This window comes from uncultured Brevundimonas sp. (genome assembly GCF_963974615.1).
Taxonomy (GTDB): domain Bacteria; phylum Pseudomonadota; class Alphaproteobacteria; order Caulobacterales; family Caulobacteraceae; genus Brevundimonas.
Genome location: NZ_CAXBDH010000001.1, coordinates 190,905 through 216,228, shown reverse-complemented (window position 1 = coordinate 216,228; position 25,324 = coordinate 190,905). Strand labels below are relative to the sequence as shown.

Below are 25,324 nucleotides of genomic sequence, written 5' to 3'. Positions count from 1 at the left end.
CCACCCAACAGAACGGACTGTACGATGAACAAGCCCGTAAAGGACCTCGACTGCTGTTCGGGTGCCGCGGAAGACTCCGGCCATAGGGGTTTCGATGTCGCCGTCATCGGCGCGGGGTCGGCGGGTTTCTCCGCTGCGATCACCGCAGCCGATCTGGGTGCCAGGGTGGCGCTGGTCGGCCATGGGACGATCGGCGGCACCTGCGTCAACGTCGGCTGCGTCCCGTCCAAGACGCTGATCCGCGCCGCTGAAGCGGTTCATGCCGGCCAGGCTTCCCGTCGGTTTCCCGGTCTGGGGGGCAGCCTCAAGCTGGAAGACTGGGCTGCGCTTGCGGCCTCGAAGGATGAGCTGGTCGCGGGGCTGCGGCAGAAGAAATATGTCGACCTGCTGCCGGCCTATCCCGGCGTGACCTATGTCGAAGGCCGGGCGCGCTTTGTCGACGGCAAGCTGCTCGTCGACGATGCGCCGATGCCGGTGGGCAAGATCATTCTGGCGATGGGCGCGCGCGCCGCCGTTCCGCCCATTCCGGGGTTGGAAGACGTGCCCTGGCTATCCAGCACGTCGGCGCTGGCGCTTGAACGGTTGCCCCGGTCGCTGCTGGTGATCGGCGGTGGGGTGATCGGTGTTGAACTGGGACAGATGTTCGCCCGGCTTGGCGTGGCGGTCACGATCTGTTGCCGCAGCCGCCTGTTGCCCGACATGGACCCGGAGTTCAGCGCCGCCTTGCAGACCTATCTGAAGGCGGAGGGCATCAGGGTGTGCACCGGGGTCGGCTACCAGCGGATTGTGCAAACCGACCACGGGATCGAACTCACCTGCGACCGTCCGGCCGGCAAGGGCGCGGCGCGCGACGGCGATGCGGCGGTCGAGGTCATCGCCGCGGAGCAGGTGCTGATCGCGACGGGCCGCCAGCCGAACAGTGACGGCATGGGACTGGAGGCACAGGGCATCGAGCTTTCGCGCAACGGCGGCATTGTCATCGACGACTATCTCGAGACCACCGTGGCTGGCGTCTACGCGGCCGGGGACGTCACCGGGCGTGACCAGTTCGTCTATATGGCGGCCTATGGCGCGAAGCTGGCGGCGCGCAATGCTGTCGGCGGCAATGACCATCGCTACGACAACAGCACCATGCCGGCTGTGGTGTTCACCGATCCGCAGGTCGCGAGCGTCGGTCTGACGGAAGCGGCGGCAAGGGCGCAGGGGATGGACATCAAGACGTCCCTTCTCCCGCTCGATCAGGTGCCGCGGGCACTGGCGGCGCGCGACACGCGCGGGCTGATCAAACTGGTCGCGGACAAGGCGACGGACCGCCTTCTCGGCGGGCAGATCATGGCCCCCGAAGGCGCGGACGCGATCCAGACGATGGTGCTGGCGATCAAACACGGCATGACGGCCACCGAGCTGGGGGCGACGATCTTCCCCTATCTGACCACGGTCGAAGGCCTGAAACTGGCGGCCCAGACCTTCGACATGGATGTCTCGAAGCTCTCCTGCTGTGCGGGGTGAAGCCAGCCGTGGCCACCGGCTGAGTCAATGGCAGGGACCGCCGAGAGCCCGCAGACCTGCTCGCTCTCGCCAAGACACAGAGCTTAAACCCCGAAAGCTTTCAAAATTGCGCGCCTAAGCCCCATTTTCTTGCTAAACAGGGACGGAGGAGCCGATTAATGCCCAAATCCCCCGTGCAAGACTTTCCGGAAATCTTCGTCTCCACCAGTGAGACGGCGACCGCAGTGTCGCGCGCGGTCAGCCAGGGCGAGCTCCGGCAGATCGGTTCCAAGCTGTATACCCGCAATCTCGTGGACCCGCCCGAGCAAATTGTCGGGCGGCATCTATGGACGCTTGTCGGTGCCTATATCCCGGGCGCGCTGATCGCCGACCGAACCGCGATCGAGAACAAGCCGGCGGCCGATGGCTCGGTCTTCGTCGTTTCCGATCGCAAACGCGACATCGAACTGCCGGGCGTGACGATCCGAACCCGCCGGGGGGCGCCCCCTCAGCCCACGGACCTTCCGTTCGTCGGTAATCTCTTCCTCTCCTCGACGGCGAGGGCCTATCTCGACAACATGGCCCCCTCCCGTCGGCGCGGTGGAGACGTACCGCGCACCCTGACGCGCAGTGAGATCGAAACCCATCTCGACACCCTCATTCGTCGCGGGGGCGATGAAGCGGCCAACAGGCTCAGGGACGAGGCGCGCCGGATCGCGCCCATGATCGGGCGCGAAGTGGAGTGCGAAACCCTGGAAAGACTGATTGGAGCCCTTCTCGGCACGCGCGATGAGCCCCTGGTCACGGACGGAGCCCAGGCGCGCCGTTCCGGCCTTCCCTTCGATCCTGAACGGCTCGCGCGTTTCGAACTTCTGCATCGGGAACTGAGAGCAACGGCGCCCGTCATCCGCCCCGCCGCCGAACGTCCCGCGGAAGGACGGTCAAGCCTGTCCTTTTTCGAGGCCTATTTTTCCAACTTCATCGAAGGCACGGAGTTCGAGGTCAGCGAAGCCGCCGACATCGTGTTTCGCAACGTCATCCCCCGTGACCGTCCTTCCGACGCTCACGACATCCTCGGTACCTGGCGGCTGGTTTCGGATCCTGTCGAAATGGCCAGGACACCGCGCGACGCTCCCGAGTTCTTCGATATTCTCAAACGCCGGCATGCCGCGCTCATGGCGGGCCGTCCAGACAAGAACCCGGGGGCTTTCAAGGAGGAGGCCAATCGGGCGGGACAGACCACATTCGTGGACCCCGCTCACGTCGAAGGCACACTGACCCGCGGGCTTGAACTCTATCACAGTCTGGAAACACCCTTCGCCCGGGCCGTCTACATGATGTTCCTGGTGTCGGAGGTTCACCCCTTCACGGACGGCAACGGCCGGATCGGCCGGATCATGATGAACGCCGAACTCGTCGCCGCCGACGAAGAGCGCATCATCATTCCGACCATCTTCCGCAGCAACTATCTGACGGGACTGAAGGTGCTTTCAAACAGCGACAATCCAAACACCCTGATCCGCAGCCTGGATTTCGCGCAGAAATGGGTGGCGGCAGTTCCCTGGACCGAAATCAGCGCCACGCAGGACGTCCTGGACAGCTGCAACGCCTTCATGGACCCGGCCGAGGCCGACGAACGCGGCATAAGACTACGCCTTCCTCAGACCTTCTAGACGGGGATTGTCGACCTACCCGGCCTGGCTCCGCGCCGTCGCACCTGGCCATGCGACGCTAGAAACCGAAATCAATCTGATCGGCGGATGCCGGTCGCTTCCGCCGTCGGGGCGGCACCGCCGGGGTGGCCGAGCCTGAAGGCGCCGGCGAGACCGCGCCTGTCGCGACGACCGCCTCCTTGTCGGACTTGCGGCGCGGCGACCGCGTGGTCTGGATCAACTTCGGCTCCCGGGGTCGGGCCAACGGCTTGGGATGCGGCAGGCCCCGGACCGTCCGGGTCGCCTTCCACGCCGTCAGCTCGCTTTCCCACCAGCCCACCCGGTTGGGGGAGATGCGCACGGGTTCGGGAAAATCCCCGACCTGCTGCAGGCGCCATGCGGTCGACCGGCTGAGGCCGGTGACGTCCCGGACCCGATCCCACGGCAACAGCCGGTCCTCCGGCCCGCCCGTCTCGATCGGTTCGCCTTCGGGTTCAAACGTCATGACACGCCTCCAAACATCTGGTCAGCAACCGCTTCGAAGACGGTGCAAAGCGTTCGGGCGTCGACCGCGGCATCGACGCAATCGCGCCTCGCCCATCGCCGGGCCACCGCCTTGACCGCGAAACTGGCGGCGGGGTCCGCCAACAGAGCCTCGATCGTCGGGGCCGCCGCGGCATCCCGGCTCAACCGGTCAGCCACGACGTCGTCCCCTCGCCGCAGGCGGTGCGGCGGTGCGGATGTCCGAAATCTGCGACCGGGCCCAATCCCGCAACAGGTCTTGCGGATAGAAGGGCCTGGACCGGATGTGGCGGCACGGGGGACCATTGCCGCCCGTGGACCACAGCCGCGCCAGGGTGGCCGGTTTCAGTCGAATCCCGAACGAGCCCAGGAAGATCGAGGCCTCCGCCCGCGTCAGCAGCGGCTCGTTGATCGCCGGAGCGATCTCCACCCCATCCTCCCCCTCCCCGATCATTGACCGGCTCCGCGAGGGCGGCATTGCCGGGCGCTGACGACGCCCTGGCCTGCGGTCAGCGCCAGGTAACAGTCAACGACAGTCGCCACATACGACCGGGTCTCGGCTATATCCGGAACACGGCCGAACCGAGCCACGCGCGCAGGGCCGGCGTTGTACGCCGCCAGCGCCAGCCTCAGATCGCCGAAGCGCAGGATCTGCCGCGCCAGGTAATCGGCCCCTCCCCGGAGGTTCTCGACGGGATCGAACCGGTCGACCACGCCCAGCTCCCGGGCTGTGTCCGGCATCAGCTGGGTCAGGCCGCCCGCCCCGACGGGGGAGCGCGCATCCACCCTGTAGCCACTTTCCGTGATGACCAGGGCGTGAAGCAGCTTGGGATCCAGACCGTGCGCCAGGGCGGCGGCCTCGATGGCGTCCCGAAAGGGTTGGTCCAGAACCGCCAGCCGGGGAACCTCCAGACTGTCCAGGGCGTCCGTGACGGCCGGCTCGACCGCCGGCGTCCCGAACAGACTTCCTCCGGCCCCGGCCCAGTCCACCTGCTGGGCCGTAGCCGAAGCCGGCGCAGTGATCGCCAGGGCGGCCGTCGCAATCCAGATCATTCTCACCATGTCAGTATCTCCCGATAGACGCCGGTCACCCGGGAGCGAGCGACCGGACCAAAATAGCGGCTGTCGAAGCTCGACGGCGTATCGCCGAGCAGGAACAGTTCTTCCTCGTTGAGCCGGCGGCACCCGCGCCAGGTCGGCAGGGCGACCCCGCGCCGGTCCTGGTCCTGGACGACCAGTGTGCGCCCAGGCGTGACCAGCCGGTCGTCCCGCCGGCAGACGGTGTCGCCGCCGACCGCGGCGACCCGTTTGATCAGCAGCAGGTCGTCGGGCATGCCGAGCCGCTCCAGATAGGCGCGGACGGCTGACGGTTGCGGGACGGCGACGACCGCGCCGCGCCCGGGAGCGGCTCCCGGCAGGCGAACGTAGACCCCCCGCGGCAGGCTGGCGCTTTCATTGATCAGCACCGGCGCCGGTCTGTGATCCGCAACCAGAGCCAAACCGGTCAGGGCGACCAACGCCAACCCCGGCGCGATCCAGTGCTTGCTGTTGGTCCGGGAGGCGGTCATGGCCGATAGGGCTCCAGGATCAGGTCCCGGGTGATCATGACCCGGACGGGCGCCCCGGCCCGGAGCCGGATCGAAGGCCGCACCTCCAGTTCGCGGTCCACCAGTCGCCCGCCGACCTGGGCCCCCTCGATCGCCGCCGCGTCCCCGGCGTCGCCCAACAGGCCACCGGATCCGCCGCCGTCGTCGTCGCGGGCGATCTGTCCCAGGGTGGTGATGGCGCCGGCGAACAGCGTCCCCACCAGCAGTGGCCAGAGCCGGCGATCGACCTGGCCACGGACACCGACCGCGCCCTGCGCGTCCACGCCCGGCTCACTGGTCAGGACCAGACTCTTGCCATTGGGCAGGATCAGCCGTTCCCAGGTCAGGAAAGCCCGGCGGTCGCCATAGGCGCTGCGCCCCTCCGACGACCCGATCAGCCGCGTGCCCTGCGGCAACAGCAGATGGCGACCGCTCACGGAGTCATAGACATTCTGGGTCACCGTCGCGATCACGGGGCCCGCGCGCGAGGTGTCCACGGCCGTCAGAAGCGCTGCGGGAACGATCGCGCCGGCCTTCAGCTCGAACGGCGACAGCGGCGCCACCAGCACATGGCCATTGTACATCGCGTCATGATCCGGACTGACGACGGGCGATCGACCCGCGCCGGACACTTGCGGGCCCGCCCTTGAGCCCGCGGGCGAAGCTCCCGTGTCTGCGAAAAACAGGCCGGAGCGGGCCGCCTGTTCACGCGGGCTCGGTCCCTGATCGCGCGCGGCCGCCGCCGGCCGATAGGCGGGCTGATAGGACCCTGCGGTCCGCACAGTCGGCTCGTTCGCCCCGGCCGGTTCAGTCTGTCTGTCCGCGATGCGCGGATCAGGCAGACGATCATAACTGGCCGGCTGGTCGGTGACCGCCTCGGTGGGCCGGACGACGCCGCGCGTCTGCTCCTCGCGCGCTTCGGCCTGCCGCGCCCGGGCGCTGTCGCGCAGCTCCGGCTGGACCACGAAGGCCCAGGCCAGGGAGCCCGAGACCAGGACGGCGCCGCCGATGACCAGAACCTGGACCACGGATTTACGCAGGCGCACGGCATGAGGCGGCGCCGCCCGGGCGGTCAGGCCCGGCGCGGGCTCCTTGGGCGGGAGAGACCCCGGGGCGGACTGAAGGGGATCGACGTCGGTCATGAACGGGCTCCTGCAAGGCGACGGATACGGACGACCTGGGGCCGCCGGCCGCCCAGACGCAGTTCGGCCCGGTCGAACACCCGGTCGACGACGTACAGGCCGCCGACCTGCCGGTAGTTGACCATCTGGGCCTCCCCGTCCGGGGCGATGACGAACAGGACCGGCGCCTCGTCGACCTGGAGGTCCGCGTCGAAGGTGATGAAGGTCCGCCGGCCGTCGTTGAACACCGAGGTCGGGGTCCAGCGTGGTCGCCGGCCCCGGGGCTCGATCCGGTAACGGGCGTCGAGCTCGCCCTGGGGCATCACGACGGGCTCGCGCACAGGCGCAGCCGCACCGGCGTCCACCGGCGCGCCAACGGCCAGGATTGAGTCCGCGTCCCAGGCCACAGCGGCGTTGAAGGCGTCGACTCCGCCGCTTTTCAGATCAATGAGATACACTCGCCTGTTCGTTGTCAGGACGAGATTGGTTTCCAGACCTCGCTCGAGGGGTTTGAGGAGCACATGGGTCCGCTGACCCGCGCCTTCGCCGGACACCGCCTCGCCGATCTGCCAGCGCACGGTGTCGCCCGCCGCCTTGGCCACCAGGGTCTCGCCCGGGGCCAGGGTCAGGGTGGTGACCCGAAGCGGGGCGGTCCAGACCTCGAACACCCGGCCCGGCGACCAGGTGAAGACCTGGACCCCGCCGACGAAGGCGTCCTCCCGCGACGGGGCCCGCGCCGTCGCATTGGCCGCGGCGATGGCCCGCCGCCCGGTTGCGCCGGCCGGCGCGTCTGCGGTCGGTGTGTCTCCGGCCCGCGGCGGCACCGACGACGTGACGGTCGTCGCGCGAGCCGGCGCCGCCTCGTAGGGTTGTTCCGTCGGCGAGAGCGCATGAGGACCCTCGACGCCTGCGGCGGCCGGTTCGGCGCCGTCGGTCGATGTCGACGTCGACGTCGACACCTCCACGGGAACAGTGGCGGCCGTTTGGCCCGCCCAGGGTGCCGCGGGCGCCGGGTCGTGGCGGAAAACCGCACAGCCTGACAGCGACAGGCCCAGGGCGGTCAGGATCAGGAGGCGTCGGGGGTCCATGATACATCCTCGATTTTCAGTCCAAGGGGGTTCTTCATCAGCTCGGCCTCCGTGCGGGGCGGCTGGACGGTCGTGGTGATCAGGGCTCGCCAGCGCTCGGTCCCCGCCGACTGGCCGTTGACGAAGCGGGTCTCGCGCCATTGCAGGTCGAACGTCCGGTCCGTGCGGCGGACCACGTTCAGAATCTCGACATTGACCGCCTCGCGCCCAACCTCGGCGAACGGATCATGGGCCTGGGCCCAGGCGTTCAGGAAGGCCGCCGCCTTCGGGGTCATCAGGTCATAGGCCCTCAGCCAGTTCTGGCGGATGACGATGGGATCGATCGACTTGGAACGGACGTCGCGGACCCATCCCGCGAGGGCATGACCGATCTGGGCCTCATTGGGTTCGTAGCGGCCGCCGATGGCTGTGATCCGCTGGGTCTCGCCCCAGTCGGAGACCTCGACCACGAAGGGCTTGACCACGGCCCGGTCCGCCTGGACCCACCACCCGGCGCCGAGAAATCCGGCCAGCACCAGATTGGCCAGGGCGATGCGGCGCCAGTTGCGGGCATGGGCCAGGGACAGGCCCATGCGGTCGTCCCAGACCTGGCCGGCCCTCTGGTAAGGGGTTTGCTCAGGCGCGGAGGCCAGGGCCCGTCTGGGCCGGAAGAAGGGGTGCATCTCAGGACTCCTCGGTCTTCAGATTGGGCGACAGGACGCCGCTGGTTTCGCCGGACGGGAGCAACCCGCGGCCGGCGTTGGCGACAAAGAAGGCCTGCAGGGCCGCGGACCGTCCCCGCGGATTTGATCCAGCGGCAGTGGCCGGTCGTGACGCGGCGCGATGAAAGTCCGCCCGGGCGGTCCGGGCCTCGGCCGCGATCGCTCCGGGCGAGCGCCCGCCGCCGCCGGATGGTCCCTCCGCGCCGGACCACGGGGTCGCCTCCGCCGCGGGTTCACCCGCCCCGCCGCCTGTGGGCTCGGCCTGCTGCCGCCAGGCCGCGGCAGGCTCATTGACGCCGCTCGCGCCTGACGGCGGAGGCGGGGTCATGGCTCCGCCCGAAGGACGGCGTGGCCCGGACGGCGGTGGATTGTCGTTCGAAGGCGTCCCGGTCGATGAGGGGCCCGGCGGGTTCGGCGGCAGGGGCGGTCGTCCCGAACTCGCGCCCGCCGCCGCGCGCGCCGGCCCGGCCAGTCGGGCCGCGCCGCCGGCCAGGGCTCCCGCGCCGCCGACGGCCAGGGCGCCGGTCAAGGCCGCACCCGCGCCCAGCGCCGGGCCGCCCGTCACCAGGGCCGAAGCCAGGTTGGGGATGAACAGGGCCAGCATGGCCAGCAGGATGGCCGCGACCAGGATGGTCAGGGCCTCGTAGATGTCGGGATTGGCCGAGGGCTGGAGCTGGTCGAAGATCGTCCGCGCGCCCGAGACCACGATGGCCAGGGCCAGCACCTTCAGCCCGGACGAGACGACATAGCCGAGCGGTCGCTCGGCCAGGAAGGCGGACTTGTTCCAGATCCCGAAGGGCAGGAGCACGAAGCCGCCCAGGGTGACGATCTTGAACTCCAGCAGGGAGACGATGATCTGCAGGGCCAGCACGGCGAAGGCCAGCATGATGCCGATCATGGCCAGGCCCAGGATCAGGGCGTCGGCCATGTTGCCGACGATATCGAGGGGATTGTCGACGGGCGCCGGCGTCTCGCCGAGCGCCTTCACGATCTCCCAGCCCTGGGCCAGGATGGCCCCGGGGTTGAGGAATTCCTCGCGGCTCAGCGAGCCGCCACCGGCCGTCAGCCCCAGCTCCAGAAAACCGGCGTAGACGGTCTCGGACAGCTGCTGCCAGTCGTTGATCAGCCAGGCGAAGGCGCCGATCAGCAACACCTTGCCGAAGCCGGATGCCAGGACCTCCCGGTTCGGGGACAGCGCCCACTGAATGCCGGTCAGGGCGACGACGAGGACGATCAGCAGGCCGAACACCCCGTTGACCGACCCCTGGAGGGCGTCGAACCCGGCCGAGATGGTGTTGGAGAACACCACCATCAGCTCATTGGGCGTTTCAACTCCGACCGTCATCGCCAGACTCCCTCAGTCCTGGGCATGGGACAGGGGATTGAAGCGCGGCGCCGTCGGCGCCGCGGCCTGACGGCCCCAGCGCTGGCGACGGGCGGCGTCGCCGGAGGCCCGGTCCGCCGCATCACGCGCCGTGGCCTCGGCCAGCAGGCGGGACTGGGCCAGCATGATGGTGCGCAGCGCCGCCAGGTCCTCGGCCAGGACCGCCAGAAGCTGGTTGGACGATTGCACCGCCGCCGTCTGGCCGGTCGCCGCCTGACTGGCCGACAGGGCACCGGCCAGGCGTTGCGACCGCCCCTGCCCCATTCGCTCCAGTTCCGCGGCCGTGCGGGCCACATCCTCGGCGGTGCGGCGGGCATTGGCGGTCCTGGCCTGGCCCTGCTCCAGCAGGCTCAGCATGTCGGAACCCGACAGATCTTCCGGATACAGGTTCCGGAACTGCTGCTCCAGGCCGCTGACCGAGCCGGCGATCCCGCGCGCGGTCCGCGCCAGTTCGGCCATGTCTCGCAGCGACTGACTCGACTGGGTCAGGTGGCTGTAGGGCGAGGCGGCCAGGCTGCGCGCCTCATTGGCCAGGCTCTCCAGCTGACGCGCCGCCTGCAGCGCGTTCTCGATGTGATTACGGGGGTCGAACACGACCTGTTGGGCCGGGGCCGGCGACGAGGCCAGCAGACTGACCGCCGCAAGGCCGGTCCCCAGGATCGAGGCGAGCCTATTCGGCCGCGAGCGGGCCGGCGAAGGCGTCGAGAACGGAATCCACATTTTGCACTCCCTTGGCTTTGAGGAATTCACGGACGAAGCCGCCCGGTCGGCGGTCGTCAGATCCGGATCGCTCCAGAATGTCGTCGATCAAGGTCTGGTCTTCCGGCGCGCTCGAGCCGCACAGGGCGAGCGCCACGCCGGTCAGTCTCAGGTCGAACAGCCGTCGCCCACGTGGCTGGCGCCAATAGTAGGCCCGCTTGGGGGTGGCGAAGGCGATCAGCTCCAGCTGGCGCCGGTTCAGGCCAAAGCCGCGGTAGAGCTCGGCGGAGGCCGGCTCGAGGGCGCGGGGATTGGGTAGAAAGACCTGGGTCGGGCAGCTCTCGATCAGGCTGGCGGCGATCGGGGAAGCCGCCACATCGTCGAGACTCTGGGTGGCGAAGACCACGCAGACCCGCTTCTTGCGCAGGGTCTTGAGCCATTCCCGGATCCGGGCGGCGAAGGCGGTCTCGCCCAGGAACAGCCAGGCCTCGTCCAGCACCAGCAGGGTGGGCCGGCCGTCGAAACTCTGTTCGAGATGATGAAACAGGGCCGAGAGCACCGGGGCCACCGCCGACGGCGTCCCCATCAAACTCTCCAGTTCAAAGGTGTCGAACCGGGTCGGCGTCAGGGCTTCCCCCTCCCCGTCGAGCAGCGCGCCGTGTGGCCCCTTCAGGGTCAGCGGCTCCAGGGCGGCGGCGACTGCCTTGTCCTGGACCAAGGCACAGAACACCGTCAGCGTCCGCTGCGACACCGGCGCCTCGGACAGGGCGGACAAGGCCAGCCAGATCTCCTCCCGCACCCTCGGAGCCGGCTCCAGCCCGGCCAGGCGCACGGTCTCGGCGATCCATTCCGACGCCCAGGCCCGCTCATCCTCCCGGTCGATCCCGGCCAGCGGCTGGAGCGAGACCCTGGCTCCCGGCTCCAGCGCCTGCCATCGCCCTCCGGCCGCGAGCGTCGCGGCCCGCGCCGACCGGCCCTTGTCGAAGAACACGACCCTGGCCTGCGGATAACGGAACCACTGCAGAGCCAGGAAGGACAGCAGGGCGCTCTTGCCCGATCCGGTCGGGCCCACGACCATGGCGTGGCCGACGTCGCCCACATGTAGCACCAGCCGGAACGGCGTCGCGCCGGTCGTGCGCGCGGTCGCCAGCGGCGGCCCCTGCAGGTTGGCGTCCTCCGCCGGCCCCGCCCAGACGGCCGAGACCGGCAGCAGATCGGCCAGGTTCAGGGTCGAGACCAGAGGCCGGCGCACATCGGCATAGGGTTCGCCGGGCAACGAGCCTAGCCAGGCTTCGACCGCATTGAGATCCTCGATCCGGGCCACCAGCCCCTGGGCGTTGAGCGCCGCCTCGATCGCTCTGGCCTTGGCCGCGGCCCCCACCTCGCTGGCGTCCAGCACGGTGACGGTCACGGTCAGGTAGCCGAAGGCGCAGCTTTCGGCCCCCAGGGCGGCCAGGGCGCCGTCGCATTCCTCGGTCTTGGACGCCGCGTCCGTGTCGAGAAGCGGCACCTCCTCCTTGGTGATGGCCTCGCGCAGCAGGACGCCGACGCCCTTGCGCTTGGCGAACCAGCGCTTCCTCAGCTTGACGATCTCCCGCTCGGCCTCGGGCTTGTCCAGACCGATCCAGCGCGCGGTCCAGCGGTATTCGAACGGCAAGGCCCCCAGGGCGTCGAGCAGCCCGGGCCGGGTCACCGACGGCAGGCCCCGCACCGAGACCACCTTGAGCCAGCGGTCGCCCAGCCGGGGCGCCACCCCGCCGGTCAGGCCGGCGTCGGCCAGCCAGGCGTCGAGGAACATCGGCGTCTCGGGCGGCCGCACCGCGAAGGGTTTGGGCGAGACGCTGTCGTGAAGCCAGGTCAGGAGGTCCGCGTCGTCGAGCCGCGTGATCTCCGGCAGGGCATCGGACAACAGGTCGAGCGTCGTATCGGCCTCGCGGCCGAAGGTCGCCAGCGAGAGCCGCCAGTCATGCCCACCCTTGGCCAGCCCGTCGAACAGCCACCGCTCCATGCGGCGGGTCTCGTCGGCCGGCGGCAGCCAGGTCAGGGCCAGGCGAAAATCCGTCTCGAAGGCGGGGTCAGCGTCCTCGAAACGGATACGGCGCTCGGAATCGAGCAGCCAGGCCACATCGAGGTCGAAGGCGTTCTCCGGATAGGCCGTGGCCGGACGACGGCGCGCCTCCATATGCAGGCACCAGCCGGACCCGAGCCGTTTCAGCGCGTTATTGAGCCGGGCCCGCACCGCCATCAGTTCGTCCTCGGTCGAGGATTCCAGGTCGGGTCCCCGAAACCGGAACCCGGCCATGAACGAGCCGTCCTTGTTGAGGACCACGCCGGGCGCGACGAGGGCGGCCCAGGGCAGATGGTCAGCGAGGGCGGCCGGACGTCTGCGATGCTCGTCGAGGAACCGCATCGCGCCCTCACCCGTCCAGATGGCCGGGCAGCGCCAGATGACGGCGCAGCACATCGAAGAAGCGCCGGTCGGACCGGGCGGCCCACAGGCCGATCGCATGGGCGACCGCCCACCAGAGCAGGCCCAGCCACCAGATCCGCAGGGCCAGGCCCAGCACCAGGGCGATCGTGCCCATGGCGATGGCGTAGCCGCGCGGCATGCCGGCCATCAGCACCGGCTCGGCCAGGGCCTGGGCCACCGGCAGCTCCCATCCGTCCGGCCGCGGGTCCATCACCCGATCTCAACGCCGCCGGCGAAGCCGAAGAAGTCCAGGAAGAAGGTCGAGGCGGCGAAGGCGATGGACAGTCCGAACATGATGCCCAGACCCCGGCGCATCGACGAGCCGTTCTCGCTCATGGCGATGCCGGCTCCAAAGACGACCACGGCCACGACCGCGGCGGCCTGAACGACCGGTCCCGTGATCGACTGCACCACCTGCTGCAGCGGCCCTTCCCAGGGCATGCCCGAGCCTCCGGCGAGGGCCGGTCCGGCCAGCATCAGGCCACACGTCATCGCTGCGCCGAACAGGCGGCGCCCCAGTCTCCGTTGCATGATTTACTTCCTTTATTTCAGCGCAGGTCACCGCGCGGCGACTCATTGCAAGCAAAGAATCCCGTGCACTGTCAATCATTTTATGTAAGTAAATTCAGTGACTTGCCGACGACTTGTTGACGACTTGCATCAACTCTGAAAACAACTTGGACGACGTCGGTCCCGACGACCCATTCCCAACTCGCCGGATGAGTTGCGACGACTGGCGGTCGGTCTCCTCGTGACGCAGCGCTCTCGGTCACTCGCGGGGTGGGCAGCCGCAGGCTGCTGGTGGCGATGCCCGCCTTGCACCAGAACGACCGGGCTTTCGCCTTCGCCCTTCTCCCCGGACCCGGCCAGGAGTCCATGATTAGCCGTTTGATAGTACGAGAGTTTGATCACTGCGGGTGCTCAAACAGAGCGTCCGGATGATCCAACATTTGACATTTCTTCACTTTGAGCACCATAAGTGCTCAAATGTCAGGTAAGCTAAACAAGCTGGAGAGGCTGTTGCCGGAGGGTCTGGTGGTGGACTCCGCCTGGCTCAACGAGCACGGCTACTACAATTCGCTCCGCGCCAAATACGTCGCCGCCGGCTGGCTCGAGCAACCCGCCCGCCGCGTCTATCGCCGCCCGCGCGGCACGCTTGACTGGCAACTTGTCGTCCTGTCGCTGCAAACGCTGCTCGACCACCAACTTGTCGTCGGCGGCCGCACCGCGCTCGAACTCCAGGGGTTCGGCCACTATTTGAGCCGTGAGGTCCAGGAGGTTCATCTGTACGGCCTGACCCGGCCGCCGACCTGGCTGAACGACCTCAAGCTCGGCGTCGCCTTCCTTTATCACAATCCGGCCAGGCTGTTTGGCCACGCCGCCTGGTTCGGACTCCGGGGTCAGGAGCCTTCCGGGCCGGCGGATCCCTTTGCCTGGGGCGAGGCAGGCGTGGCCGAAATGCCCATAGGGCACTGGAAATGGCCGATGCTCGTCTCGACGCCCGAACGCGCCCTGCTTGAACTGCTCGACGAACTCCCCGACCGCGAGACGTTCGATCAGGTCGACGCCCTGGTAGAGGGCCTGGCCAATCTCAGCCCGCGTCGCCTGCAACTGCTCCTCGACGACTGCCGGAGCATCAAGGTCAAACGCCTGTTCTTCTTCTTCGCCGATCGACACGGCCACGGGTGGCTGAAGCGGCTGGACCGAACCTCGATCAACCTCGGCAGCGGCAACCGCATGCTGGCCAAGGGGGGCCGGCTTGACCCGACCTACCGCATCACCGTGCCGGAGGATTTCAATGCCGTTCGGTGATCTCTACGAGCGCCAGGTCCGGCTGTTGATCCGCACTCTGCCGTTCGTTCTGGCCGAGACCGAATTCGCCCTGAAGGGCGGCACGGCCATCAATCTGTTCGTCCGCAATCTCCCGCGCCTTTCGGTCGATATCGATCTGACCTATCTGCCCGTCCACGAACGGGCCGAGTCCCTGGCCGCGATCGACGCCGGCCTGAGGCGGATCGCGGCCGTCATGGTCGCCAGACTGCCCGGTGTGGCGGTGACGCCTGGCCAGGCGCGGCCCGAAGGCACGATCGACAAACTTCTCGTCGCCGCGGACGGAGTCCAGATCAAGATCGAGGTCACGCCCGTATTGCGCGGCACGGTGTTCGCCGCAGAACTGCGGGACGTCGCGCCGGCTGTGGAGGACCGGTTCGGCTTCGCCGAAGCCCGGATGGTCTCGCTCCCCGACCTCTATGCCGGAAAGATCACCGCCGCCCTGGACCGCCAGCACCCGCGCGATCTGTTCGACGTGCGCGACCTCCTGGCCAATGAAGGCGTGGACGATCAACTGCGGCAGGCCTTCATCGCCTATCTGATCAGCCACCCTCGCCCGATGGCCGAAGTGCTGCGCCCGCGCCGCAAGGATATCGCCGGGGAGTTTCAGCGAGGCTTCGTCGGCATGACGCTGGAGCCGGTCAGCCTCGACGAACTGATCGCCGCGCGCGAAGCCCTCATCACCATCATCGTCGATGATATGCCGACCGCGCATCGCGAGTTCCTGATCGGCTTCAAAAGCGGCGAACCGGATTGGTCCCTCATAGGCCTGCCGGGCATCGCCGATCTGCCGGCGGTCCGCTGGAAGCAACGGAATCTGGACCAGCTCGCGCCCGGCCGGCGGGACCTGCTGGTGGAAGGGCTGCGCGCCGTCTGGCCGTCGTAAAGCGGCGCCGTAACCGGAACGACCGCGCCCGGACATCGCCTTCCTGACCGGACTGACCGGACCTGCGCATGGCCGCGCCGCCGGCCGAGCCCACATCAACAGGCCGCGGCGGCGAAGCGCTTCTCCAGGCATCGCGATGTCAGCGATCCACCAGGAAGCCGCATAGCGCCGGCGCGCTCTGTCCTCACGCGAGCGGCGTCAGCAGGTAACGATCCGCCTCAAGCCCTTCGACGGCGAGCACGGCCTCCACCCGTCGGCCCTCGACCGTGCGCCGGATATGGACGATCCGGTCGACCGCCTGGGCGATCGCGCGCCGGGGCGGCCGGGCGACCACTTCGATGATCAGATCCTCGACGCGACGCAGCACGTCTTCGGCGGAGTTGGCGTGGATCGTCGACAGACCACCGGGATGTCCGGTGTTCCAGCTCTTCAAGGTCTCAAGCGCGGCAGCCCCGTCGCGCATTTCGCCAACGACGATCCGGTCCGGACGCATCCGCAGCGCATCCCTCACCAGATCGACCACGCCGATGACGACCGGCGCGCGCCGGGTCAGCACCGCCAGCACGTCCCAGGCCGAGCACTGCAGTTCCGGCGTATCCTCGATCAGGAAGACCCGGTCCCCGGCGAAGGCGGGTTCGGCCAGAACCGCATTGGCCAGGGTGGTCTTGCCGGACCCGGTCCCGCCGGAGATGAGGATGTTGCGGCGTTCGGCCGCCGCCTGTCGCAGCGCGTCCGCCTGGGCCTGCGTCATCACGCCTTCGGCGACATAGTCCGACAGGCTCCAGATCACGGCCGGCCGCTTGCGGATAGAAAACGCCGGCGCGGCGACGATCGGCGGCAGCAGCCCCTGGAACCGTTCTCCCGTCCCCGGCAGGACGCCCGCCAGCCGGGGATCATCCCGGGTTACGCTCTCGCCGACATAGTCGGCGATCAGCTTGATGGCGCGCTCGCGCGCCTCCGGCGACAGGGTCTGGCCGGTGTCGCGACGGCCCTCCCCGCTCCGGTCGAGGACCAGCCGTCCGTCCGGGTTGGCGAGTATCTCCACCACGGCGGGCTCTTCCAGGGCAGCGAGAACCGTCGGTCCGAGCGCGTGCCGTAGCGCCTCCAGCTTGCGTTCCGCGACGATCGGATGGACCGCCATCAGGGCTGAGGGTCAAAGGAGCGGGGTTCGCCGGCGACCGTATCGGTCGCGGTTCGCCCCGCGACGATCCGTGCGGCCGTGGCGTCAAGCAGCCGTTCGATCCGCCGGTCCACGGCCGCCTGGACCGTCGGGTCCTGATCGACCACGGCGTCCGGCAGCCGCAGGAAGAAGGCCCGCGCCACCTCGATCAAAAGCTCCTGGACGATCTGCATGTCCCGCGCCGTCGACCGCATGTGGTCCCTCAGCGAGCGTTCGAGCTGCAGCAGCCGATCCTCGGGATCAGCTTGGGGCGATTTCTGCAGGCCCCGCGAGATCGCCCGCCCGGCGGCCTGGCTGAGCGGCATCCGGCCGGCCCGCGCCTCGCGATTAAGCGCCGTCGCAAGCTTGGGATCAGTGAGATAGACCTGCACGCGGGCGGTCTGGGGATTAGTCCTTGTCATCGCCGTGTCCTTGCAATTGATCGAGGACCGCCTGTTGTGCGGCCATCTCCTGCGCCACCCGCCCGTAGATATCGGCCGCCCTGGCCGCGACCTTCTTGTCGTCCATGGCCGCCACCACCTCCTTGAACAGAGGCAGGCTGGCCTCAGCGTCCTCGCCGAGGCTGCGACGCCCCGCCCACGGATGAGGGGCGCGGGGCGGGACGTCGAGTTTCCGGCCCTGATCGGGCGGGGTTTCCCCCGCACGGCTCCGGAACGGTTCGCGTCGGTCATAGAGGAGCTTTTCGGTTCGAAGCGGACGATGCCCCGCAACGAACACCAGCTGCTGGTCGTCCGGCAGCGCGCGGATCTCGCCCGGCTCCAGCAGGGGGCGTTCGATCTCCGCGCGCGATACGGAACTGCGGCCCGTCCCCAGACCTGCGGGCCCGCTCCGGCTGATACGGGTTTCGGTCACCGACCCCGTCAGCTTCGAGACCTTGTCCTGGGTCAGCGGATCGAGCGCCGAGAAGGCCGTATAGACCGCGCAGTTGTCGAGGATGGTGTTGTGCTGACCATAGGTCTCGACGATGTCGTTGAGCGACTGGGCCACGAACATCGCCTTGACCCCGTAGCCGCTCATCAGGCGCAGCGACTTCTCGAAGAAGGCCAGCCGCCCCAGGAGCGGAAACTCGTCCATGACCATCAGAAGCTTGTGACGCTTCGCCCGACCCGTCGCGTCCCTCGTCTCCTCCGCCGTCAGGGCCTGGGCCGCGGAATAGAACATCAGCCGCACGAGCGGCCGCAGCGCGGCGGCGTCCGCCGGGGCCACCTGGACATAGAGCGACACCGGTGCTTCGGCACACATCAGATCGCCCATGGCGAAGTCGGACGCCGACAGCGCCCGTTCGACGTCCTCGCCGGCCAGCCATTTCAGATAGGACCGCGCCGTCCCCTGCACCGAGGTCCGGAACCGGTCGTGCATGGCGGCATAGCCCTTCACCGCCGTCCGGATGAACGGATGGGTTTCGGATTTCCCGTCCGCGCCCGGCCGGTGCAGGGTCTTCATCATCCCGTCGGCCGCATCGTCGAGATCGGCCAGAAGCTCCCGCACCTTGAGCAGGGTCTTGTCAGCGTCCTGGGCTGTGTAGAGGACATGCAGGATCACGGCTTCGAGGATTTCTGAAGCGGCCTTGTCCCAGATCGCCTCGTCGTCCCGTGCGCCCCCGGGATCGGACAGTATGGCCACCAGACGCTGGACCTGCGCCAGTTCGCCCGGTCCCGGCTGGATCTCCGCCAGCGGATTCCAGCGCGCGGACGCCGGATCCCGCGGCGCGAAATAGAAGGTATGCGAGAACCGCGAACGCCAGCCGGCTGTGATCCGCCACAGTTCGCGCTTTGGATCATGCACCAGGACGCTCGGGGTCCACGACAACAGGGTCGGGGTCACATGGCCCCGCCCCTTGCCGCTGCGGGTCCCGCCGGTCACCAGCGTCGGCCGAAGATCGGCCGTCGCCAGCAGCCGCCCCCTGAATACGCCCAGGACCGCGCCGGCCGGACTGAGCAGGCCCGCGCGGCGAGCCTCGGCCCAGCCGCCCCATCCCCGGATCCGACGCGCCGTTCGATCTCCGCTGACAATCGATCCCAAGCCCAGGCCGCTCGCCGCACCCAACAGGATCAGCGGCGCGCTGCGTGAGACCGCTGTCCGGGCCTCGTCGCCGAACTCCCCGCGCCAGGCCAGGATCGCCCAGGGCGGATAGAGCGCCAGGTCAGGATGAACCCGCATCGCCGGGCCAAGCGCCGGGGCCCAGTGATAGGTCCAGGCGAACAATTGCGTCGCCGCCTGCAATCCCAGCAGCAGGCCCAGACCGAGGCATGCCAGCCGCACCGGCACCTAGACCGCCTCACCGGGAGGATCCCGCCGCTCTCCGGAGACGTCGAGGACCAGCAGCGGCGCGGCGTCCATCCGGCGCTGGTGATAGGCGACCAGGGCCTGCCGGAGCGCCGGGATCGTGCCGGAGTCGGCCAGTTGAAGGATCGAGACGGCCTCGGCTTCACGATCATGCAGGATCCGCTGTTCCGCCTGGGCCAGCGGCAGGAGCTGGCGGCCCACCCGCTCAAAGGCTTCGGCGAGGACCTGGTTGCCCGCGCCCCGGACGATGCGGTCGAGACGTTCGGCCAGCCGCTTTTCCGGTGCGGCGGACGACGGAACGGGTTCATCACGGTCCTGCACGGCCTCGGCCAGGTTCAGACTTGTCGTCAGGCAATGGAGCCGGAAGGCGAACCTGTCCCGAACCAGGGCCGCGTCGATCCGCGAGGCCAGATAGCCGCCGAAGGGCGCCCGTTCGATCAAGCCCTCGCCGCACAGCCAGGCGAGAGCTTCGCGCACCGGCGTGGTCGACAGCCGCAGGCGCCGGGCCTCCTCGATGATCACGATCGGCGTCCCGGGCGCATAGGCCCCCTGCTCGGACAGATGGCGAATGCTCTCCAGGGCAAGGAGGAAGGGATCACGCTTTCGGGTCACGGTCGTCTCCAGGGAGGGAGCCAGGGTTTCTGGCGCGGATCGACCGGCTCGCCAATGAGTTGCAACCCCGAATGGCCAAAAACGCCATAAAACGTCGAGATATCCGCCGTGCGCCGTCGGTTCATCCGCCGCTTTGTGGCGGAGGAGCACCGGTTGTGTACGGAAACGAAAGGATGAGCGTTGCCCACTGAAGCGTCCCGTCGCACCATCCCGTGTTTGAGAGGTTTCGCCGATGAGTGGAGTGCCGCCTGAACTGCCCCGCGACGGCGAGTTGCTTTCCGCGGCGGTCAAGGCGGTCCGCAAACATCGCGGCATGACCACGGCCGAGGTCGCCAGCGCCATGAACATGGCGCTCAGAACCTATGAACGCTTCGAGTCGGGCACCACCCGCCTGAACCTCGACCATATCCACCGGTTCGCCGCGGCGACCAACAGCGATCCCTATGCCCTCATTCTCTCGGTCGTGATCGGGTCGTCCGAGCTGGCCCGGCGCTGCGCCGACAACAAGATGGCGACCATCCTCACCGTGGCGATCCAGCGGTTCGACCAGGCCATCCAGGATCGTCTCATGGACCTGGACGCCCGCACCCTGATCACCGCGATCACCGGCATGTTCGACACCCTGCTGGACGGCGACGAGACGAGCGAGCAGGCCCAGGCCTGGTTACAGACGGGCGCGGCCGAGTTGCTCTCCAAACGCCCCAAACCGGGACGCTGACCCCTCAATATACTCCAGATATAGCTTTTCAGACGGTCGAGCCGCGCGCTCACTCCTTAGGCCACATCCGTGGCGACCAACCCAAGGAGACTGTGATGACAACCCCCACCCCCAAACTGCGCCTCGTCACCCTCGGCAGCGCCAGGGCCCTGACCCGTGACCTGACGGGCGGCCAGTATATGGAGATCAACGTCTTCGACAGCCGCAAGCCGGCCTGAGCGAAAGCGGACGGTCGCCGACGGCGATCGTCCGCAACGCGCGGTGGACAGACAAATGACGGTTCAACTCTGGTGCGCTGACGGCGTGTTCCTGGCGCAGGTTCGTGAAGACATCGTGATGCTGGATGTGAACGCCGACCAGTACCACTGCCTTCTGGATGCGGCGGAATGGATTGTGGTCGACAAGAGCGGTTCCGTCGTGGTGCCCGACAGGGCCGCTGCAACTGAACTGCTGTCCGCCGGCATCGCCGTTGGTGAACGCCCTGGGCCGCCACGACGCACACCAGAGGCGGCTCAACGGGAGTTGGTGCCAGCGTCGTCCCCTCCCAAATGGACCCTTTTCCACACCGGATTTGCGCTCGCCACTGCGACGATGGCCTTCCGGGATAGAACGCTTCGTCAGATCATCGAAACTTCGGCTCCGTCCTCTGCCCGGCGCGGACCCGTTGGCGACGCTCGTCTGGACAGGTCCGTCGCTGCCTTTCGAGGTGCGCTCCCTTGGGTCCCTTTCGAAGGGGAATGCCTGCAGAGAGCCTTCCAGCTCAGACGCGTCCTGGCCGGCAAAGGCATCCACACCGACTGGATCTTCGGGGTGCGGACCTGGCCGTTCGCTGCACACTGCTGGCTGCAGATCGGCGACCTCGTCATCGCTGACACCCTCGAACGCGTGGATCGGTACACGCCAATAATGGTCGCCTGACGGTGGGCGACTATCTCATCGTGGTCCGACGTCCGGACGATCCCGAGGCGAAAATCCTTTCCGCTGAACTCGCACAGCTCGCACGGTCCAAGGGCCTCGTGGTGTCCGATCTCAACGGTCGCGCGTGGCTTGGGGTCAAAGGGCCAAATGCGCCGAGAACCCTGGCGGTCGGCCCATGGACCCTGGTCGGCGACGTGTTCAACCGGCGGCAACCCGTCCTCCCCACCCGGGCAGACGATCCAGACGACTATGAACGCAAGCTGTTCGCCCGCTTCTGGGGCCGGTACGTCGGGGTGCGCTTCGGTGCCCAATCCCAACTGGCGTCGGTCCTACGGGATCCCTCCGGCGCGCTCGAATGCGTCGCCTGGGCGCACGAAGGCCTGACGATCGTCGCCTCGGATGCACCGGACTGGCTGGTGGAGAAGCTCCAGCCGCCCTGGCGCATCAATGTCGACAGGCTATCGCAGGCTCTGCTGGACCCCTTCCTCTCATCGGGCCCCCTGCTTCTGGACGGTCCCATCGCGGTTGCCCCCGGAACGGTGCAGCCCCTCCCCTTGTCCATTCCTGCCCGATCCCTCTGGCACCCGGCCGACGTCGCGCATCGCAGCCTGGGCCCGCCGCCCTCGCTTGAGGACGCTGCCGCTTCGATCCGCGCCGCCATAGACGAAGCGGTTGCGGGGCTGGCGAGTGTTTCAGGGCCCGTTGCCGCGGAAGTGTCAGGTGGACTGGACTCCAGCCTCGTGGCTTCCAGCCTGACACGCAGCCCCTCTATCGACGTCAGCCTCTGGCTCAACGCCTATGGCGCGACACCGGAAGCAGATGAACGCGCCTATGTTGCCGCGCTTGGCGAGGGCTTGGGGATCGTCCCAACATGCGTGCCGCATCGCACGGGTGCCATGACGGAAGCGTGGCTAGAGCGCACGTCCCAAGGGCTTCGCCCCGGACTCAATGCCCTCGACCGTCCTCACGACATGGACTGGGCCGCCCGGCTGCACGACGTCGGCGCGACGGCGTTGATGTCCGGCAAGGGTGGGGATTCGATCCTTCTGCAAAGCTCCACCAGCGACGTCTTCACCGATCTCTGGCTGGCGCGGGGCTGGCGCGCCCTCTTTGCGCCCGATGTCCCGCGCCTGGCTGCGGAAAACGAAATTTCTGTCTGGTCGATGATCCGCGAGGCCCGTCGCCACGGCCGAGAGGGCCAGCGCCTTCCGGTGCGAGACGAGGGCATTCTTGTCCCGCACCAACAACCCGTAGCGCATCCCTGGCTCGCCGACTGCGACGGGTTCGGTCCCGCCAAGACACTTCAGATCGCGGGCGTCCTGGACAGCGTATCGCGACACGGGCCCTCGATGCTTACCGAAACCGTCGATGTGCGGCACCCGATGTGCGCCCAGCCCGTGATCGAGGCGTGCCTCGCGATTCCGACCCCGCTCCTGACTTTCGGTGGTCGCGACCGAGGGCTGGCGAGGTACGCCTTCAGGGATCGACTGCCGAGGGCGATCATCGAGCGCCGGTCGAAAGGCGACATGACGCGGATCTACGCCATGATGATCCTGGACAATCTCGCCGTATTGCGGCCCTGGCTTCTGGACGGGCGGCTGGCGGCGCTCGGTGTCCTCGACCGCAGCGCCGCCGATCAGCTTCTGACTCGCGAGAGCCTGATATGGCGCGGTGCCTATTCCACCATCATTGTGGCTGCGGCGTTTGAGGGCTGGGTCCGGGCATGGGAACGACGTCTGAAGCCTCCGGACTGATGATCGGCGACCCCGGCAGGGTCCGATCCAGCCAGTCGAACACCTGACCGTAGAGGTCGCGCAGGTTGGCCGGGCTGAGAACGTGGTGGTGCTCTCCCCAGTATGTGACGAGCCGCGCCGTTCCCCCTTGTCGGTAAAGGGCGCTGAACATCCGTTCGGACTGCGACATCGGGATGAAGTCCCTGTCCGCCGTGATCAGCATGACCGGTGCGGTGATCCGGTCCGCCGCAAGATAGGGACTGTGTTCGATATAGGCTCCCGGGTTGGCCCAGGGCGGCTCGGCAAGCTCGCCCTGCCCAACCTCCACATAGCCTTGCTGGTTCATCATCATGAAGCCGTCCTCAGGCATCACTCGGGTCGCGGGGATGAACTCCCCCCATTCGCCGAACCAGTCCGACATTCCGGATGAGGCGATATAGGACTGGTAGCGCGCCGATCGCGTGGCGACGGCCAAGGCGGTGTAGCCCCCAAAGCTGTGGCCTTGAATGGCGATGCGGTTGCGCGGCAGTTCGGGATGGGCGGCCAGGGTCGCATCAACCGCCGCATCGACACTTCGGACAAGGAAGTCGACTGCGGTCGTCCCCTCCTCGCCTATCGGAATCGACGGCGTCAGCACCGCATACCCTGCGCCCGCCATCACCACCGCCCGAAGGCCATAGGTGAGTGTCTGCGGTCCGGACCAGTCGCCGGCATCCACAGACCCGGGATAGACTTGGACCACGAGGCCCTTGATCGTTTCGGACCCGCTCAACGGGGGCAGGAATAGCCAGCTCCGCGTGTGGCGGCCCCGCGCGTCCAGATGATCCACCGCCACCGGCTTCACGAGGGTGACGTCGGCCAGCCCCGCGTTCACCCGATCCAGGTCGGAAACGCCCGTGGGCGTCCTGAGGCGCAGGGTTTCGACGAGTTCGACGCGGTCCAGAACCAGCGCCATTTCCGAGGACACAGCAACCACCCGGCCTCCCTCACCAACACCGGGACCGATCCGTCGCACCGCGCCCGCGCCTGTCAGGACGAGGCTTTCGCCTTCTGGTCCGAGCATGGCGACCCAATTCTGACGCGGCGCGTCATTCACCTTGAGCCGAAACGGCTTCTCGATATCGCTGATCTCAACCTTCCGCACCAGCAGATCCGGCGGTCCCACGCGTTGAAGGCCCTTCGACCCCACAGTCCACAAACCGCCATCGGCGATCAGAAAAATCGCATCCCCGGCGACGGCGGCAATCTGGGAGGGAACGGATGTCAATTCGCCGGTCATCGGGGCCGGTCGTCCACCCGCCGCAAGCGCGTACCAGTCAAAACGCTCTCCGTCCTTCGGGCGCGCATATACAACCGGGGTCCCACCCAGCCACTCCGCCCGGACGCCCCTCAGAATGTCGGCGCTTCCGCCGGGCGTCAGCCCGTCGAGCGGGACCATGGCTGCGCCGGCCTGATCGACGTGCATCAGCCTGCCGTCAGTCCAGTCCGTTCCGTCCTGACGCGCCCATACGAGAAGGCTGCTGGAATCCGAAGACCATCGCAGGAGGTGGGGCGCGACATCGAACGCGTCCATCGGCCTGGCGACTGCGTCGTCAACCAGATTGATGATCGCAAGCCGCTGGCGGGTCGAACCCTCCGCCTGAACGATGGACTCGGGCCGGATGGCCATGCGCTCTTCGCCCAGGATCACGGCGACCCGCCGCGCATCCGGTGACACCGCGAAATCAGCAATTCGGCCCTCAGCCAGCGTCCGGCGCCCGCCAGTCCGAAGATCGAGAACAATCAGAGCCTGGACGGCGTCCGGGGTTTCCGCCGTCGCCACGCCGCCTTGGGTCTCGACGACCGTGCGGGATGCCTCTCGGCCGAGCGCGGTGCGCTCCCAGGCTTGGGTCGCCCGAGCCTGGCTCCCGCCGTAGTACCGCAGGATGGCAGGAAGGCTCCCATCGGGCCGGACAGTCAGCGCGATCTCATCGTCGGATATCCATTCCGCCGCCGCGCCGGCCAGCGGGATTTCCGGCGTTAGACCTGTCCATTCAACCGACCTGTCTGCGAGCGTGACGATCCCGATCTGCAGACGGGCGTCCCGAAAACTGTAGACCAGCATTCGGGTCCCGGACGGCGACCAGGCCCCGCGCAACAGCCCTGCAGGTTCGTTCGGCAGCAGACGCTCCGATGGAGCCGCGGGCCTCGTCAGGTCAGCAAGCCAGAGGTCTGTGATCGCCCAGGTGGAGCGGCCTCCAAAGTCGAACCGCGGGGTGGTGTCATAGGCACCGCGCTTCTCGTAGACAGCCCATGCGCCGTCCGGCGCGATGGAGGCTCGGCCGAATCCTTCGAGCGTCACAACATCATCGACCCCAAGGGGCCGTGACTGGGCGAAGGATGACGACGCCAGACACGCGAGCGCCATGACCGCCCAGACAAGGCGGTGAAGGGAACTGAACATGGCTCGC

Annotated in this window: 26 protein-coding genes; 8 read left to right on the top strand and 18 right to left on the bottom strand. The window is 68.1% G+C overall.

Translation table 11 applies throughout. The features are described 5' to 3' along the window. The first annotated feature begins 24 nt into the window (after nt 1-24). Both merA and AAC050_RS01015 read left to right on the top strand, forming a co-directional pair. Nucleotides 25-1,509: a mercury(II) reductase gene (gene merA / locus AAC050_RS01020; RefSeq protein ID WP_339913180.1), complete on the top strand. Its 1,485-nt coding sequence runs from the start codon at nt 25-27 to the stop codon at nt 1,507-1,509. A gap of 224 nt (nt 1,510-1,733) precedes the next feature. After that, nucleotides 1,734-3,161, top strand: a complete 1,428-nt coding sequence (locus AAC050_RS01015) for a Fic family protein (RefSeq protein ID WP_339913179.1) — start codon at nt 1,734-1,736, stop codon at nt 3,159-3,161. 58 nt (nt 3,162-3,219) lie between these two features. Here the strand turns inward: AAC050_RS01015 and AAC050_RS01010 are convergent, their stop codons facing one another. Genes AAC050_RS01010 through AAC050_RS00950 form a run of 13 tightly spaced genes read right to left on the bottom strand, consistent with a single transcriptional unit; the run spans nt 3,220 to nt 13,242 of the window. Further along, nucleotides 3,220-3,645: an AlpA family phage regulatory protein gene (locus AAC050_RS01010; protein ID WP_339913178.1), complete on the bottom strand. Its 426-nt coding sequence runs from the start codon at nt 3,643-3,645 to the stop codon at nt 3,220-3,222. Further along, nucleotides 3,642-3,842 carry a hypothetical protein gene (locus AAC050_RS01005; protein ID WP_339913177.1) on the bottom strand — a complete coding sequence of 67 codons (201 nt, stop codon included), beginning with the start codon at nt 3,840-3,842 and terminating at the stop codon, nt 3,642-3,644. Before AAC050_RS01005 ends, AAC050_RS01010 begins: the two co-directional genes overlap by 4 nt. Further along, complete coding sequence (locus tag AAC050_RS01000; RefSeq protein WP_339913176.1) at nt 3,835-4,116, bottom strand: hypothetical protein; 282 nt, start codon at nt 4,114-4,116, stop codon at nt 3,835-3,837. Before AAC050_RS01000 ends, AAC050_RS01005 begins: the two co-directional genes overlap by 8 nt. Further along, a complete protein-coding gene (locus AAC050_RS00995; RefSeq protein WP_339913175.1) occupies nt 4,113-4,724 on the bottom strand; it encodes a lytic transglycosylase domain-containing protein in 612 nt (203 codons plus the stop codon). The genes AAC050_RS01000 and AAC050_RS00995 overlap by 4 nt, the downstream gene beginning before the upstream one ends. Continuing rightward, the gene (locus tag AAC050_RS00990) at nt 4,718-5,230 is read right to left on the bottom strand and encodes a S26 family signal peptidase (RefSeq protein WP_339913174.1); all 513 of its coding nucleotides are present in this window, start codon (nt 5,228-5,230) and stop codon (nt 4,718-4,720) included. The genes AAC050_RS00995 and AAC050_RS00990 overlap by 7 nt, the downstream gene beginning before the upstream one ends. Next, complete coding sequence (locus AAC050_RS00985) at nt 5,227-6,390, bottom strand: TrbI/VirB10 family protein (RefSeq protein ID WP_339913173.1); 1,164 nt, start codon at nt 6,388-6,390, stop codon at nt 5,227-5,229. Before AAC050_RS00985 ends, AAC050_RS00990 begins: the two co-directional genes overlap by 4 nt. Beyond that, nucleotides 6,387-7,457: a TrbG/VirB9 family P-type conjugative transfer protein gene (locus AAC050_RS00980; protein WP_339913172.1), complete on the bottom strand. Its 1,071-nt coding sequence runs from the start codon at nt 7,455-7,457 to the stop codon at nt 6,387-6,389. Before AAC050_RS00980 ends, AAC050_RS00985 begins: the two co-directional genes overlap by 4 nt. After that, on the bottom strand, nt 7,436-8,119 hold the full coding sequence (gene trbF / locus AAC050_RS00975) for a conjugal transfer protein TrbF (protein ID WP_298748064.1): 684 nt from the start codon (nt 8,117-8,119) through the stop codon (nt 7,436-7,438). The genes AAC050_RS00980 and trbF overlap by 22 nt, the downstream gene beginning before the upstream one ends. Nucleotide 8,120: 1 nt before the next feature. Next, the gene (trbL, locus tag AAC050_RS00970) at nt 8,121-9,503 is read right to left on the bottom strand and encodes a P-type conjugative transfer protein TrbL (protein WP_339913171.1); all 1,383 of its coding nucleotides are present in this window, start codon (nt 9,501-9,503) and stop codon (nt 8,121-8,123) included. A gap of 12 nt (nt 9,504-9,515) precedes the next feature. Then, the gene (locus AAC050_RS00965; protein WP_339913170.1) at nt 9,516-10,262 is read right to left on the bottom strand and encodes a conjugal transfer protein TrbJ; all 747 of its coding nucleotides are present in this window, start codon (nt 10,260-10,262) and stop codon (nt 9,516-9,518) included. Next, nucleotides 10,213-12,705: a conjugal transfer protein TrbE gene (trbE, locus tag AAC050_RS00960; protein ID WP_339913169.1), complete on the bottom strand. Its 2,493-nt coding sequence runs from the start codon at nt 12,703-12,705 to the stop codon at nt 10,213-10,215. The genes AAC050_RS00965 and trbE overlap by 50 nt, the downstream gene beginning before the upstream one ends. Next, nucleotides 12,659-12,922 carry a VirB3 family type IV secretion system protein gene (locus AAC050_RS00955; RefSeq protein ID WP_292098465.1) on the bottom strand — a complete coding sequence of 88 codons (264 nt, stop codon included), beginning with the start codon at nt 12,920-12,922 and terminating at the stop codon, nt 12,659-12,661. Before AAC050_RS00955 ends, trbE begins: the two co-directional genes overlap by 47 nt. Further along, on the bottom strand, nt 12,922-13,242 hold the full coding sequence (locus AAC050_RS00950) for a TrbC/VirB2 family protein (protein WP_292098464.1): 321 nt from the start codon (nt 13,240-13,242) through the stop codon (nt 12,922-12,924). The genes AAC050_RS00955 and AAC050_RS00950 overlap by 1 nt, the downstream gene beginning before the upstream one ends. Nucleotides 13,243-13,698: 456 nt before the next feature. Here AAC050_RS00950 and AAC050_RS00945 point away from each other — a divergent pair, with 456 nt between their 5' ends. Further along, the gene (locus AAC050_RS00945; protein ID WP_339913168.1) at nt 13,699-14,523 is read left to right on the top strand and encodes a type IV toxin-antitoxin system AbiEi family antitoxin domain-containing protein; all 825 of its coding nucleotides are present in this window, start codon (nt 13,699-13,701) and stop codon (nt 14,521-14,523) included. Further along, complete coding sequence (locus tag AAC050_RS00940) at nt 14,510-15,427, top strand: nucleotidyl transferase AbiEii/AbiGii toxin family protein (protein ID WP_339913167.1); 918 nt, start codon at nt 14,510-14,512, stop codon at nt 15,425-15,427. Before AAC050_RS00945 ends, AAC050_RS00940 begins: the two co-directional genes overlap by 14 nt. A gap of 184 nt (nt 15,428-15,611) precedes the next feature. Here the strand turns inward: AAC050_RS00940 and trbB are convergent, their stop codons facing one another. The 4 genes from trbB to AAC050_RS00920 are packed head-to-tail and all read right to left on the bottom strand — an operon-like array spanning nt 15,612 to nt 19,505. Beyond that, entirely contained in the window at nt 15,612-16,568 is a 957-nt protein-coding gene (gene trbB / locus AAC050_RS00935) for a P-type conjugative transfer ATPase TrbB (protein ID WP_339913166.1), read from the bottom strand. Further along, nucleotides 16,568-17,008, bottom strand: a complete 441-nt coding sequence (locus AAC050_RS00930; RefSeq protein ID WP_339913165.1) for a hypothetical protein — start codon at nt 17,006-17,008, stop codon at nt 16,568-16,570. Before AAC050_RS00930 ends, trbB begins: the two co-directional genes overlap by 1 nt. Beyond that, a complete protein-coding gene (locus AAC050_RS00925) occupies nt 16,995-18,875 on the bottom strand; it encodes a type IV secretory system conjugative DNA transfer family protein (protein ID WP_339913164.1) in 1,881 nt (626 codons plus the stop codon). Before AAC050_RS00925 ends, AAC050_RS00930 begins: the two co-directional genes overlap by 14 nt. Beyond that, complete coding sequence (locus tag AAC050_RS00920) at nt 18,876-19,505, bottom strand: hypothetical protein (RefSeq protein ID WP_339913163.1); 630 nt, start codon at nt 19,503-19,505, stop codon at nt 18,876-18,878. It lies immediately after the preceding gene. 232 nt (nt 19,506-19,737) lie between these two features. Between AAC050_RS00920 and AAC050_RS00915 the strand changes: the two genes are divergently transcribed. From AAC050_RS00915 to AAC050_RS00900, 4 genes are all read left to right on the top strand, one after another. Further along, nucleotides 19,738-20,223: a helix-turn-helix transcriptional regulator gene (locus AAC050_RS00915; protein WP_339913162.1), complete on the top strand. Its 486-nt coding sequence runs from the start codon at nt 19,738-19,740 to the stop codon at nt 20,221-20,223. A gap of 95 nt (nt 20,224-20,318) precedes the next feature. After that, complete coding sequence (locus AAC050_RS00910; RefSeq protein ID WP_292062148.1) at nt 20,319-20,441, top strand: hypothetical protein; 123 nt, start codon at nt 20,319-20,321, stop codon at nt 20,439-20,441. A gap of 55 nt (nt 20,442-20,496) precedes the next feature. Further along, nucleotides 20,497-21,141: a lasso peptide biosynthesis B2 protein gene (locus AAC050_RS00905; protein ID WP_292062150.1), complete on the top strand. Its 645-nt coding sequence runs from the start codon at nt 20,497-20,499 to the stop codon at nt 21,139-21,141. Between the two features lie 2 nt (nt 21,142-21,143). Continuing rightward, nucleotides 21,144-22,895, top strand: coding sequence for an asparagine synthase C-terminal domain-containing protein (locus AAC050_RS00900; protein WP_339913161.1), 1,752 nt, complete (start codon nt 21,144-21,146; stop codon nt 22,893-22,895). Here the strand turns inward: AAC050_RS00900 and AAC050_RS00895 are convergent. Continuing rightward, nucleotides 22,828-25,317 carry a prolyl oligopeptidase family serine peptidase gene (locus AAC050_RS00895; protein WP_339913160.1) on the bottom strand — a complete coding sequence of 830 codons (2,490 nt, stop codon included), beginning with the start codon at nt 25,315-25,317 and terminating at the stop codon, nt 22,828-22,830. The two genes, AAC050_RS00900 and AAC050_RS00895, sit on opposite strands and share 68 nt — an antisense overlap. Nucleotides 25,318-25,324 lie beyond the last annotated feature (7 nt).